Origin of the sequence: Flavobacterium sp. 316 (genome assembly GCF_000967805.1) — a bacterium.
GTDB classification, from domain to species: Bacteria; Bacteroidota; Bacteroidia; order Flavobacteriales; family Flavobacteriaceae; genus Flavobacterium; species Flavobacterium sediminilitoris.
In genome coordinates, this window is sequence record NZ_JYGZ01000005.1 from 211,703 (window position 1) to 224,116 (window position 12,414).

General features: G+C 31.7%; 16 protein-coding genes. 11 read left to right on the forward strand and 5 right to left on the reverse strand.

Annotated features, from left to right (window positions below):
- Nucleotide 1 precedes the first annotated feature (1 nt).
- From SY27_RS12045 to SY27_RS12095, 11 genes are all read left to right on the forward strand, one after another.
- Nucleotides 2-976 (forward strand): ADP-ribosylglycohydrolase family protein, encoded by a 975-nt coding sequence (locus SY27_RS12045; protein ID WP_045970617.1) that lies wholly within the window; start codon nt 2-4, stop codon nt 974-976.
- Nucleotides 960-1,490 (forward strand): NADAR family protein, encoded by a 531-nt coding sequence (locus tag SY27_RS12050; RefSeq protein WP_045970619.1) that lies wholly within the window; start codon nt 960-962, stop codon nt 1,488-1,490. The genes SY27_RS12045 and SY27_RS12050 overlap by 17 nt, the downstream gene beginning before the upstream one ends.
- Nucleotides 1,491-1,492: 2 nt before the next feature.
- On the forward strand, nt 1,493-2,047 hold the full coding sequence (locus SY27_RS12055) for a 2OG-Fe(II) oxygenase (protein WP_045970621.1): 555 nt from the start codon (nt 1,493-1,495) through the stop codon (nt 2,045-2,047).
- Between the two features lie 14 nt (nt 2,048-2,061).
- Entirely contained in the window at nt 2,062-2,751 is a 690-nt protein-coding gene (locus tag SY27_RS12060) for an NAD-dependent deacylase (protein WP_045970623.1), read from the forward strand.
- A gap of 77 nt (nt 2,752-2,828) precedes the next feature.
- Nucleotides 2,829-3,332: an O-acetyl-ADP-ribose deacetylase gene (locus SY27_RS12065; protein ID WP_082084360.1), complete on the forward strand. Its 504-nt coding sequence runs from the start codon at nt 2,829-2,831 to the stop codon at nt 3,330-3,332.
- Nucleotides 3,333-3,354: 22 nt separating this feature from the next.
- Nucleotides 3,355-3,897, forward strand: a complete 543-nt coding sequence (locus SY27_RS12070; RefSeq protein WP_045971135.1) for an RNA 2'-phosphotransferase — start codon at nt 3,355-3,357, stop codon at nt 3,895-3,897.
- Nucleotides 3,898-3,899: 2 nt separating this feature from the next.
- On the forward strand, nt 3,900-4,634 hold the full coding sequence (locus SY27_RS12075) for a metallophosphoesterase (protein ID WP_045970627.1): 735 nt from the start codon (nt 3,900-3,902) through the stop codon (nt 4,632-4,634).
- Nucleotides 4,635-4,760: 126 nt separating this feature from the next.
- Complete coding sequence (locus SY27_RS12080) at nt 4,761-5,096, forward strand: hypothetical protein (protein WP_045970629.1); 336 nt, start codon at nt 4,761-4,763, stop codon at nt 5,094-5,096.
- A 2-nt stretch (nt 5,097-5,098) separates the two neighbouring features.
- Entirely contained in the window at nt 5,099-5,980 is an 882-nt protein-coding gene (locus SY27_RS12085; protein WP_045970631.1) for a hypothetical protein, read from the forward strand.
- Nucleotides 5,981-7,051 (forward strand): adenylosuccinate synthetase, encoded by a 1,071-nt coding sequence (locus SY27_RS12090; protein ID WP_045970633.1) that lies wholly within the window; start codon nt 5,981-5,983, stop codon nt 7,049-7,051.
- A 12-nt stretch (nt 7,052-7,063) separates the two neighbouring features.
- Nucleotides 7,064-8,512, forward strand: coding sequence for a nicotinate phosphoribosyltransferase (locus SY27_RS12095; RefSeq protein ID WP_082084356.1), 1,449 nt, complete (start codon nt 7,064-7,066; stop codon nt 8,510-8,512).
- An 85-nt stretch (nt 8,513-8,597) separates the two neighbouring features.
- Here SY27_RS12095 and SY27_RS12100 read toward each other — a convergent pair whose 3' ends face one another.
- The 5 genes from SY27_RS12100 to SY27_RS12120 form a co-directional block, all read right to left on the reverse strand.
- The gene (locus SY27_RS12100; protein WP_045970638.1) at nt 8,598-9,707 is read right to left on the reverse strand and encodes a hypothetical protein; all 1,110 of its coding nucleotides are present in this window, start codon (nt 9,705-9,707) and stop codon (nt 8,598-8,600) included.
- A 42-nt stretch (nt 9,708-9,749) separates the two neighbouring features.
- Entirely contained in the window at nt 9,750-10,331 is a 582-nt protein-coding gene (nadD, locus tag SY27_RS12105) for a nicotinate (nicotinamide) nucleotide adenylyltransferase (protein WP_045970640.1), read from the reverse strand.
- Nucleotides 10,332-10,394: 63 nt separating this feature from the next.
- Nucleotides 10,395-10,760, reverse strand: coding sequence for a four helix bundle protein (locus tag SY27_RS12110; protein ID WP_045970642.1), 366 nt, complete (start codon nt 10,758-10,760; stop codon nt 10,395-10,397).
- A gap of 72 nt (nt 10,761-10,832) precedes the next feature.
- Nucleotides 10,833-11,405 carry a guanylate kinase gene (gmk, locus tag SY27_RS12115; RefSeq protein ID WP_045970644.1) on the reverse strand — a complete coding sequence of 191 codons (573 nt, stop codon included), beginning with the start codon at nt 11,403-11,405 and terminating at the stop codon, nt 10,833-10,835.
- Nucleotides 11,406-11,492: 87 nt separating this feature from the next.
- Nucleotides 11,493-12,353: a YicC/YloC family endoribonuclease gene (locus SY27_RS12120; RefSeq protein WP_045971137.1), complete on the reverse strand. Its 861-nt coding sequence runs from the start codon at nt 12,351-12,353 to the stop codon at nt 11,493-11,495.
- Between the last annotated feature and the right edge of the window lie 61 nt (nt 12,354-12,414).

Genomic DNA, 12,414 nt, shown 5'->3' on the forward strand with positions numbered 1-12,414 from the left:
AATGAAAATAAACCAAGCACATAGCGCTTTATTCGGAGTTGCGGTTGGTGATGCTTTAGGAGTTCCTGTAGAATTTCAAGATAGGGAATTATTAGCAAGATTTCCAGTTGTTAATATGCGAGAAAACGGCTCACATGCACAACCAAGAGGAACTTGGAGCGACGATAGTTCATTAACTTTTTGTTTGGCTGAAAGCTTATGCAAAGGATATAATGTAAATGATATTGCTAATAATTTCGTGCTTTGGAGACAAGGACAACTTTGGACACCACATGGACGTGTTTTTGATATAGGAATTGCTACAAATTTAGCTATACATTCAATTGAAAACGGAACAAATCCATTATTAGCTGGTGGCACATCTGAAAGAGATAACGGAAATGGTTCTTTAATGCGAATTCTTCCCTTGCTATTCTATGTGAAAGATTTTAGCATTACTAAAAGATTTGATACAGTGAGAGAAGTTTCATCAATTACGCATGCTCACATAAGATCAGTCATAGCTTGTTTTATCTACATAGAATATGCTTTATTGCTTTTAGAAGGGAAAAATAAAGAGGAAGCTTTCGAAGGAATGAAAGAAAAGGTAAATGATTTTCTAATAAATAATCCTATTTGTTCGCAAGTAGAAATAGATAAATTTCATAGAGTATTAGAAAACCAAATTGGAGACTATGAACTAGTCAAGTTAGCTGAATTAAAAGAAAAAGAAATAAGTTCAAGCGGTTATGTTTTAAGTAGCCTCGAAGCCAGTTTATGGTGTTTGTTAAAATCCAATACCTACGAAGAAACAGTTTTAAAAGCTGTAAACTTAGGAGGTGACACCGATACAACAGCAGCCATCGCAGGAGGATTAGCAGGATTACTATATGGATACGAAAGTATTCCTGAAGAATGGATTAACGTACTAGCTAGAAAAAACGACATCACAAAACTATGTGATACATTAAGTAAGAAATATGAAATACACAATTGAAAATATAAATACAGACAATAAATTCCTATTCTTTTGGGGTCACCAACCTTCAAAAGACGGAACAATCACAAAAACTTGTTTCAGTCAATGGTGGAAAAGTAGTTTTACAGTGGAAGGAATTGAATACAAAACAGCCGAACATTGGATGATGGCAAAGAAAGCGGAATTATTTGGAGATAATGGAGTGTTAGAAAAAATACTACTTTGTAAATCACCAGCTGAAGCCAAAAAACTAGGAAGAGAAGTTCGTAATTATGATAATGAAACTTGGCTAGCCAATAGATTTCAAATAGTAAAAGAAGGAAACTTCTATAAGTTCAGTCAAGATCAAGATTTAAAACAATTTCTTTTGAGTACCAATGAAAGAGTTATTGTAGAAGCAAGTCCAGTCGACCCTATTTGGGGAATTGGTATGGCAAGTGATGATAAAGATTGTAACAATCCTGAAAAATGGAAAGGATTAAATTTGTTAGGCTTTGCTTTAATGGAAGTTAGGGATGAATTAAGAAAGTAACAATGAAAAAGATCATTTATAACAAAGACATATTTGTACTAGAAAACTTCCTTTCCAAAGAAGAATGTGTGGTTTTAATAGAAAAAAGTGAACAATTAGGTTATGAAGAAGCTAAAGTGCAAATGGGTGGAAATAGACAATCCATTTTAAAAGGCGTTAGAAACAACGACAGAATTCTGTACACAGATGAAACTTTAGCAAAAGAATTGTTCCAAAGAGCCAAACCATTTTTAAATAACGAAGTAGGAATGTATGAAGTGGATAGTTTAAACGAAATGTTCCGTTTTTACAAATACAGTTCAGGACAACGATTTAAAATGCATAGAGATGGAAGTTTTAAAAGGAATGAAAAAGAAGAAAGTTTTTTCACTTTTCTAATCTATCTCAACGAAGAATTTGAAGGCGGTGAAACCGAATTTGAAGATTTGTTTACCATTCAACCCAAAACAGGTGATTTATTGGTTTTTTATCATCCTTACAGACATGAAGGAAAAATAATAGAAAGTGGTTACAAATACGCATTACGAAGTGATATTATGTATCGAATGAAAGATTAAAAAAGAACACAAAAATGAAAAAAATAGCAATATTAACCGGAGCAGGAATAAGTGCAGAAAGTGGCATCCAAACCTTCAGAGATGCTGACGGATTATGGCACAACCACAAAGTTGAAGATGTGGCTTCACCAGAAGGGTGGAGAAAAAACAGAGAAGTTGTATTAGAATTCTATAACGAAAGAAGAAGAAAATTAAAAGAGGTTGAACCCAATCAAGCACATCATTTAGTAAAACAATTGGAAGAATATTTCGAAGTACAAATTATCACACAAAACATAGATGATTTACATGAAAGAGCAGGTTCAACTAATATTTTACACATACATGGAGAACTAAATAAAATGTGTTCATCACTCAATAGAAAATTAGTGTACGATTGTTTAGATGACATAAAAATTGGAGATAAAGCAGAAGACGAATCGCAATTACGACCAGATATTGTTTGGTTTGGAGAAGACGTGCCTTTATATCCAGTAGCTATCGAAATGGTTAAACAAGCCGATATCTTTATGGTAATTGGAACTTCTTTACAAGTCTATCCAGCAGCTAATTTGTTGAGCTTTATAAAGCATGATGCCCAACTAATCATTATCAATCCAGATCACGATGGAGGCAATTATGGTGGAAGAGCCATTTATGTAAAAGAAAAAGCAACAATAGGCATGCAAAAAGTATTTGATGTTTTGGTAAAAGAAACAAAATAGGGAGATCGATTTTATAAACTCCAGAGGAGTTCAATATTTATAATAAGAAAAAACAGCTCCAGAGGAGCGACATGTATATGAAACTAACACTAACACAAGGCGACATAACAAAAACAACAGTTGACGCAATAGTAAACGCAGCCAACACTTCCTTACTAGGTGGTGGTGGAGTGGATGGAGCGATTCATAGAGCTGGTGGAAAAGCCGTTTTAGAGGAATGCGTGGCAATCCGAAATAAGCAAGGAGGTTGCGCAGTTGGTGAAGCGGTTATTACAACAGCAGGAAATTTACCTTCAAAATATGTCATTCACACCGTTGGTCCAGTATGGAATGGAGATAAAGAAGAGAAAAAACTGTTATTAGCTACTTGTTATAACAATTGCTTACAACTAGCCGAAAAGCACCAATTAAAATCAATCGCTTTTCCAAACATAAGTACAGGAATTTATCGCTTTCCTAAAAACGAAGCAGCAAAAATTGCCATAGAAACAGTAAAGCAATTTCCAGTAGAAAGCATAGAAGAGATAACCTTTGTCTGTTTTGATGAAGAAAATTACAAGTTGTACGAACAACTTTTATAAACTCCAGCGGAGCGACATGTATATGAACGAAAAAATAACAAAAGATATAAGCAAATTCCTTAGTTTAGTACTAAGACATGCACCAGAAAAAATAGCCTTAACTTTAGACGAAAACGGTTGGGCAAATGTAGACGAACTCATTACACAATGTAATAAATTTCATAAGAAATTAGATTATACGCTGTTGGATTACGTAGTAGAAAACAATGACAAAAAACGATTCGCTTTTAACGAGGATAAAACTAAAATCAGAGCCAGTCAAGGGCATTCCATTTCGGTTGAATTAGAATTAAAAGAAGTTGAACCTATTCATTTTTTATATCATGGAACAGTGGACAAATTCATACAAGCTATTCGAAAAGAAGGTTTACAAAAAATGAGCCGACAACACGTCCATTTGAGTCAAGACAGAGAAACAGCCATAAAAGTGGGAAGCAGAAGAGGGAAACCTGTAATTTTGAGTATCAACGCACCAAAAATGTACCAGGACGGTTTCAAATTTTACATATCAGAAAACGGAGTTTGGTTAACTAATGAAGTACCAGTAGCGTACATTGAATTTTAACAATGAAACAAAAAAGAACACTAGTTTTCGGAGACATTCATGGAGGATTAAGAGCTTTACAACAATTGTTTGAAAGAGCTAAAATCACTATTGATGATAGATTAATTTTTCTAGGAGATTACGTTGATGGTTGGAACGAATCAGCAGAAACAGTTCAGTTTTTAATAAAAACTGCTGAAAATCAAGAATGTATTTTTATCAAAGGAAATCATGATTTGTGGTGTGGAAGATGGTTGGAATTAGGAGCATCAAATCCTGTTTGGGAAGAACATGGAGGGAAATCAACCAAAGAGAGTTATTTAAAAACAGGTTATATAATTAACGAAAATCACAAGGTGTTTTTTCAGAACTTGAAAAATTATTATATACATAAAAACAGTAAGCTGTTCCTTCATGCAGGATTTACGTCTATTCATGGTGTTGAAAAAGAACAAAACGAGTCTGATTATTATTTTGATAGAACCTTATGGGAAACAGCAGTAGCTATGGATAAACATCTTAAAAAAACTAGTGAATTATATCCAAAACGATTAAAACATTATAACGAAATTTATATTGGACATACTCCAACTATAAACTACGGTATTGATACCCCTATGAATAAAGCTAACGTTTGGAATATTGATACTGGAGCAGCTTTCATGGGGAAACTAACTTGTTTAGATATTGAAACGAAAGAATTTTGGCAAAGCGATGTAGTGCAAACATTATATCCAAATGAAAAAGGGAGAAATTAGATTAGACAAGAAAATCATTATTTATGATGATGTAAAAGAACTTTTACAAACGTATATTTGAGTTGAAATAACTAAAGAATAATAACAAGAAAACACATATATTTCAAAACTATAAAAACTAAAAATATGAGTGACGATTTAAAACCAAGATTCGTTGACGCTTTACGAAGAAACAACGACCAAATAAGAGAAGACAGAGCCAAAGCCATAGCAGAAGACTCAGAACTCATTTATAAAAGACGCATTGAAGACATCGAATTAAAAATAAAACGATTAGAAAGAGAACAAGAAAGTTGTATCGACATCAGTCCATTAGACAAAAACAGTTTAACCTTTGCCGATTTCAATCCTGATACTTTTGTACAAAGAGACATTGAGTTGTCTTTGAATATCAGAAACCTAAAAATCCAATTCGAAATAGCAAAAACAAGATACGAATACTTATTTGGTAAAACATTTTAATCATGGGAGGAACAAAATATAACTTTAGTGCACGGTTAAGTAAAGCAGCAAAAGAAGGATATGCTTCAAAAGCAGCTAATGAAATTTTTACACAGAACAAATTAAGAATGGCTCATGAGTCCATGAATCCTAATGGAGTAACCTTTAGAGAAGCTAGAGATTCTGAAGCAAATCCTAATTCGTACCCAATCATTTTAGGATTAGACGTAACAGGAAGTATGGGACATATTCCTCACGAATTAGTAAAAGAAGGTTTACCAAAACTAATGGGAGGAATTATAGATGGTGGTGTTCCAGATCCAGCACTTCTTTTCTTAGGAATTGGAGACCACGAATGCGATGGTTATCCGTTGCAGGTTGGCCAATTTGAATCGGGTGATGAAGAACTAGACATGTGGTTAACTAGAACCTACATTGAATCTGGTGGTGGTGGAAATGCAGGAGAAAGTTATTTATTAGCTTGGTACTTTGCAGCGTTTCATACAAAAATTGATGCCTTCGAAAAAAGAGGTCAAAAAGGACTATTGTTCACAATTGGAGATGAACCTAATTTAAAAGTGTTACCAGCTTCTGCTATCAAAGAGATTATGGGAAGTGGAGAACAAACGTATAGCGATTTAGAATTATTGGCTGAAGCCAAAAAACGATACGAAGTCTATCACATTAGCGTTTTGCATTCTACAAGAGCCCAATCGGCAGAAATTGGTTGGAAAGAAGTACTAGGAGAAAATTGTATTTCAGTAGAAGATTATAAAACTATTCCAGATGTGATTAAAAATATCATTTGTGAGAAGCATAAAATAAAATCAGGAAGAACAACTGAATCAACAGGAGATTTAAGTACTCCTGGAACAACAGGATTTGACCATATTGATATGTTATAAATGAAAAAAGCAAAAGTGGTTATTGGTTTAGGATTTGGAGACGAAGGAAAAGGTATCACAACCGATTTCCTTTGTAGCCAAAACCCAGAAGCTATAGTAATACGTTTTTCAGGTGGACAACAAGCCGCACATACAGTAATGTTAAACGAAAAAAAACACATACATTCTAGTTTTGCTAGTGGTGCTTTACGTGGTTTACCATCTTATTTTAGTGAACATTGTACTATTCATCCATCACTTTTGTATAATGAATTTCTAGAATTAAAGGAAAAAGAAGGAAATACAACACTATATATTCATCCGTTAGCCAAAGTAACCACGCCTTTCGATGTTTGGCAAAATCAAAATAACACCAAAAATTTAACGCACGGTTCTTGTGGAAAAGGAATTGGAGCCACTATGAAACGCAATGAAGGCGCGTATAAGTTATTTGCCATAGATTTAATAGGTCCGAAAGATTTTCTGATTGAAAAATTGAAAAATATAGCTTCTTATTATGGCATTTCTAATGATAATCAGTTACAAAATGAAGTAGTTTATTTCTTAGAGTGTATTGAAAAAATAGACTGGAAAATAACTACTTATGAAGTTTTAAATAATTATGAAACCTTTATCTTTGAAGGCAGTCAAGGCATTTTGCTAGATATGGATCATGGTGTGTTTCCTAATGTAACGTATGCGAACACAACTTCTAAAAACGCAATAGAAATTTGTAAGCAATTAGATATTCAAGATATAGAATTGTTTTATGTATCAAGATGTTACACTACTAGACATGGAAGTGGTTGGATGCCAAATGAAGAAAATATCCAATTGGTAAATAATGAAGAAGAAACCTGTGTGTACAACGAATATCAAAAAGAACTTCGATTTGGAAAACTAGACGAAGAGTTGTTACTTCACGCCTTGCGAATAGACCAAATATATTCAAATGCAACAAAAAATAATTTAGTGCTAACGTGTTTGGATCAATATAAACAAGAAGTTGATTTTGACAAATTAAAGACTAAATTTGACGCGATTTATGGTTCTTACGCACCAGAATCTAAATTTTTTAAAATAATAAAGTAAAACATAATTATTATGAACCCATTACTATTAACCGACGGTTACAAAGTAGATCACAGAAGACAATATCCAGTTGGAACAACCTTAGTTTATTCCAACTGGACACCAAGAAAATCAAGGATTGAAGGTATTGATGAGGTTGTTTTCTTCGGTTTACAATATTTTATCAAAAAATACATACTAGAAGATTTTCAAACGCATTTCTTTAATAAACCAAAAGAAGAAGTAGCTAAAAAATATGCCCGTAGAATCAATAATTATTTAGGTGAAAACCAAGTTGGAATTCAACATATTGAAGATTTACACGATTTAGGTTATATTCCAATGGTATTTAAAGCTTTGCCGGAAGGAGTTTCTGTGCCTATTCGTACACCTATGTTCACGATGTACAATACAAAACCAGAATTCTTTTGGTTAACCAACTATTTTGAAACTTTATTATCAGCAGTGGTTTGGATGCCATGTAATTCGGCTACTATTGCGAAACAATACCGAAAAGTATTGGACAAATTTGCGCATGAAACGTCTTCGATTACCGAATTTGTGGATTGGCAAGCACATGATTTCTCTATGAGAGGAATGGCAGGAATTGAAGCAGCCGTAATTTCAGCAGCAGGACATTTATTGAGTTTTACAGGAACCGATACGATTCCAGCAATTGATTTTCTAGAAGAATACTATAATGCCAATTCAGATAACCAACTAATTGGTGGTTCAGTAGCAGCAACCGAACATTCCGTAATGTGTATGGGAACAACCGAAGGAGAATACGATACTTTCAAAAGATTAATTTGTGAAGTCTATCCAAAAGGAATTGTTTCTATCGTTTCCGATACTTGGGATTTATGGAAAGTTTTGACGGATTATTTACCAAAACTAAAAGAAGAAATCATAAGCAGAGAAGGAAAAGTAGTCGTTCGCCCAGATAGTGGTGACCCAATTCTAATTTTATGCGGAAATCCAAACGGAACAACCGAACAAGAACGAAAAGGTGTAGTAGAATTGCTTTGGGATACATTTGGAGGAACCACAAATGAAAAAGGCTATAAAGAATTGATTCCGCAAATTGGAGCGATTTATGGCGATAGTATTACAATTGAGAGAGCTACTCAAATTTGTGAAGAGTTAAAGAAAAAAGGATTTGCGTCTACCAATGTCGTTTTAGGAATTGGTTCGTTTACGTATCAATACAACACACGTGATACCTTTGGCTTTGCCATGAAAGCGACTTATGGAGAAGTAAACGGAGAAGGAAGAGCTATTTTTAAAGATCCCATTACAGATGACGGAACCAAAAAATCAGCGAAAGGCTTAATGAAAATCGATTTAATAGATGGAAATTATACCTTAACGGATAATGTTACTTGGAAAGAAGAACAAGAAGGTGAAATGAAAGAAGTCTTCAGAGATGGAAAATTATTGATAGATCATACTTTGGAAGATATTCGAAAGAGAGTGAGGTAGTTTTAAGACAAATTTCAGATCATATTGTCATTTTGGCTAAAGGAAAAAATCCCATTAGGTTATAAAACTTAGTGGGATTTTGATTTTAATTGTCAAAATATAATTTATTTTTTCTCAACTTTTTAACTAATGTTTCTCTTAAATCTAATAATTCAATTTGATCTTTCCTTTCTATTTCAGAATTATAGCAAAAACTATCTACTTCTTTAATTTTACTGACATAAAAATCTGATTTTTTTCTAATAACATCTATTTCAAGTTTTTTTATGTCTAACTCTTCAGCTCGGGTATTATTCTTTTTAGATAATTTTTCCTTACGTATTTCTAAATTTGCAATTTCTTTATCAATTCCCGTTTCAAAAGAACTAATTAATTGGTAATTATAAGTAATCCAATCATTTATTAAAAAGCCAAAATAATTTTTTTGTAGACCTATTTTTATATCGTTTTCTGAAATATTTTTTACATTAATTTCATATTCAAAATTTTCAAGAGCTTTTATTAAATTATCACCTTCTTTCAATTGAAATATTTTTAGAATTATAAAAAATACAGAATAAAATAAAATACTAAAAATAAAAACACTTAGTTTAGGAATATTTGAATTTATTCCAAACAAACTTATAATTGAGTAAGTAATTATAAAAAAACTAAGTAAATATATAATTATTGAAAATGAATCTCTGTCGTCATTTATTTTTGAAGAACCTTCAGTTATCTCTATTTTATTTATTTGTTTTTGTCCATATAATAAGAAAAGAAATGTTATTATGAAAAACAAACCTTCAAGTACAGATATAATAATTGAATACCAATTATATGTTTTTAAATGAAAATACTCGTGATATGCTAATAAAATAGAAAATCCAAGAGGCAATAAGATAACTAGTATAATTAAAAATTCATCAAGTAAATTTCTTTTATTAGTATTTAACTTTACTCTAATTGAAGAAATATGTTTTGTTGTTTCAAAGTAAATTGAAAGGATAAAAAACAATCCTAAACAGATATTAAAAGTAGGTGTAATAATTTTTAAAACATCCCAAAAATTTTTTTTGAATGGTATTTCTGGATAAAGTTGAGTTATTTTATAAAGAACTAAAATTAAAACAGAATAAAGAACATAAGAAGTTATTCCTGACTCTCTTTTCTTTTGAAGATTACGATCAATTAACTTACTAACATAATTTTTCATCTAATATTTTTTATAAATAATTATAAAAGTAAGAAAACTTTATTACTTCTTATAAAACAAATTATGCTCTACATATTCCCAAACTTTATTCGGTAACATTGGCACCACATTTTTATTATTTTTAATACTATTTCTAATAAAAGTAGAAGACAATTCAATCACTGGAGCACCTATTCTATGAATTTTAGGATGATTGGCAAATTGGTCATCCATTTCACCTGAATTTAATCTTGGATACACATAAATGTCATGATTTTGAAGGATTACTTCGTAGTTTTTCCATTTGTGTAGCGAATTCAAATTGTCTTCCCCCATAATCAAAGAGAACTCATAATTAGGATATTTCTCTTGCAAATGGGCTAAAGTATGAACGGTATAATTAGGTTGCGGTAACTTAAATTCAATATCAGAAGGCTTTATATGTGAATATTCTTCTGTTGCCAAATGAACCATGTGTAGACGATGATAATCATCTAAAAGTGAACTTTTCTTTTTATGAGGATTATGAGGTGTAACAACCATCCATATTTCGTCCAAATCCGAATGTTCAGCCATGTGATTGGCAATAATTAAATGACCAATGTGAATAGGGTTAAAAGTTCCAAAATACAATCCGATTTTCATTTTTAGTACATAGTGCTTAGTTGTTAGTACTTAGTTTTAATGTTTAGTGCTAAATTACTGTTTTTATTCTTTTAGTTTTTTTGAAAAAGAATGTATCATTTTACTTTCTTCTTCAATCAAAAGCATAATTTCATTAAATATTTTTTCATCCAAATTAAATCCTAATTCTTTTGCAAGAATAAGTTGTGTTTCTAATTCGTTTAAAGACCCTCTTGAAATATTCAAAAAATGATTAAATGATTTATCTGTTTGACGACCGAATCCTTCCGAAATATTAGAAGGGATTGAAATACTAGCCCTTTTTATCTGACTTGTCAAAGCATAAACTTCTTCTTTGGGAAAATTCTGAGTTAGTTTATATACTAGAACAACAATTCTAATGCCTTTTTGCCAAATAAGTAATTCTTTATAAGACTTAATGCCACTCATAAAATATTTTATCTAAATACTAACTACTAGAAATTCACTTTTTACTAAGTACTGAGGACTAACCACTAAGTACTATTTCCCAATAAACTCCTTCACCAACTGATAAGCTTCTTCTTTAGCAGTATCTAAATCGTAATTTTTAATAATTTTATCAAATTGAGGAGCAGTGGCTAATTCGACAGAAGCTTTAGCGATACGCATATTGATTTTGTCTTCGCTTTCAGTAGATCGTAATTTTAATCTGCGTTTTAATTCGTCTACACTTGGTGGTTTTACAAAAACGGCTAACGTTTCTTCAGGAAATTTATGCTTAATTCGCAAACCGCCTACAACATCAATATCAAAAATAACATGTTTGCCTAAGGCCCAAATGCGTTCTACTTCGGATTTTAAGGTGCCATAGAAATTATTGGTATAAACTTCTTCCCATTCAATAAAATCTTCGTCTTTAATATGCTGTTTAAATGTTTCCCAAGAAATAAAATAATAATCTGTTCCATCTATTTCTTGACCTCTAGGCTCACGTGTAGCACATGAAATGGAGAATTCTAAATTTAAATCTTCTTTTCCTAATAAGTGTCGTACTATTGTTGTTTTACCAGAACCAGAAGGCGCAGAAAACACAAATAATTTACCTTTCTTCATATTTTTAGTTATTAGTAATCGGTAAGTAGTAATTAGCAAAAGCCTGCATAAATCGACTAAGTACTAATCACTAGTTACTAATTACTTTTATAATACATTCAAAACCTGTTCTTTTATCTTTTCCAATTCGTCTTTCATCATCACTACTAATTTTTGCATTTCAGCATGATTCGATTTCGAACCCATAGTATTGATTTCTCTTCCCATTTCTTGAGTAATGAACCCTAGTTTTCTACCATTAGCTTCATTTCCATTCAGTGTTTCTAAAAAATAATCTAAATGATTAGTTAAACGAACTTTTTCTTCTGTAATGTCTAGTTTTTCTAAGTAGTAAATTAATTCTTGCTCAAAGCGATTTTCATCTACATTAACTTTTAATTCGTCAATAGCATTTTGCAAACGTTCTTTTATGTTTTTTACTCGTTCAGGATCTAAAGCAAGCGCTTGCTCCATGAAATTGCGAATATTTGAAATTCGAAGTTGAAATTCTTTTTCGAGTGATAACCCTTCATCTTTTCTAAACGTTTGAATGTTCTCTAAAGCTTCATTGATAATTACCATGATTTCTTTCCATTCATTTTCGTCAATCTCTTCACGTTCTGTTTTTAAAGCGTCAGGCATTCTTACTGCCATTTTCATTAATTCTGTTGCATCAGCTTCAGGTAAAATAGCTTTCATTTGATTAATGTATCCTTTAACAATAGGAACATTAACTTTAGAAGAAGTTTCTTCTCCAGTAGCTTCTATATATAATGAAAAATCGATTTTACCTCTTTCTAGTTTTTGAGAAATTTCGTTTCGCAATCCTAATTCCATTTCTCTATAAACAGAAGGCATTCGAACATTTAAATCGAGCCCTTTACTGTTTAATGATTTTATTTCAACATTAATCTTTTTGTTTGGTAATTGTTTAGTTGCTTTACCAAAGCCAGTCATAGATAGTATCATATTTTGCTTTAAAAAAGAAGTCAAAGATAAGAAAAAGTTTCTAGTCCTAAGTTTTAAGCAA

Bases quoted from the DNA above. Each gene is read 5' to 3' on its own strand.
- SY27_RS12110 (WP_045970642.1), bottom strand. From the start codon at position 10,760: ATGAGTGGCATTAAGTCTTATAAAGAATTACTTATTTGGCAAAAAGGC.
- SY27_RS12085 (WP_045970631.1), top strand. From the start codon at position 5,099: ATGGGAGGAACAAAATATAACTTTAGTGCACGGTTAAGTAAAGCAGCA.
- SY27_RS12060 (WP_045970623.1), top strand. From the start codon at position 2,062: ATGAAAAAAATAGCAATATTAACCGGAGCAGGAATAAGTGCAGAAAGT.
- SY27_RS12070 (WP_045971135.1), top strand. From the start codon at position 3,355: ATGAACGAAAAAATAACAAAAGATATAAGCAAATTCCTTAGTTTAGTA.
- gmk (WP_045970644.1), bottom strand. From the start codon at position 11,405: ATGAAGAAAGGTAAATTATTTGTGTTTTCTGCGCCTTCTGGTTCTGGT.
- SY27_RS12095 (WP_082084356.1), top strand. From the start codon at position 7,064: ATGAACCCATTACTATTAACCGACGGTTACAAAGTAGATCACAGAAGA.
- SY27_RS12120 (WP_045971137.1), bottom strand. From the start codon at position 12,353: ATGATACTATCTATGACTGGCTTTGGTAAAGCAACTAAACAATTACCA.
- SY27_RS12050 (WP_045970619.1), top strand. From the start codon at position 960: ATGAAATACACAATTGAAAATATAAATACAGACAATAAATTCCTATTC.
- SY27_RS12090 (WP_045970633.1), top strand. From the start codon at position 5,981: ATGAAAAAAGCAAAAGTGGTTATTGGTTTAGGATTTGGAGACGAAGGA.
- SY27_RS12055 (WP_045970621.1), top strand. From the start codon at position 1,493: ATGAAAAAGATCATTTATAACAAAGACATATTTGTACTAGAAAACTTC.
- nadD (WP_045970640.1), bottom strand. From the start codon at position 10,331: ATGAAAATCGGATTGTATTTTGGAACTTTTAACCCTATTCACATTGGT.
- SY27_RS12080 (WP_045970629.1), top strand. From the start codon at position 4,761: ATGAGTGACGATTTAAAACCAAGATTCGTTGACGCTTTACGAAGAAAC.
- SY27_RS12045 (WP_045970617.1), top strand. From the start codon at position 2: ATGAAAATAAACCAAGCACATAGCGCTTTATTCGGAGTTGCGGTTGGT.
- SY27_RS12100 (WP_045970638.1), bottom strand. From the start codon at position 9,707: ATGAAAAATTATGTTAGTAAGTTAATTGATCGTAATCTTCAAAAGAAA.
- SY27_RS12075 (WP_045970627.1), top strand. From the start codon at position 3,900: ATGAAACAAAAAAGAACACTAGTTTTCGGAGACATTCATGGAGGATTA.
- SY27_RS12065 (WP_082084360.1), top strand. From the start codon at position 2,829: ATGAAACTAACACTAACACAAGGCGACATAACAAAAACAACAGTTGAC.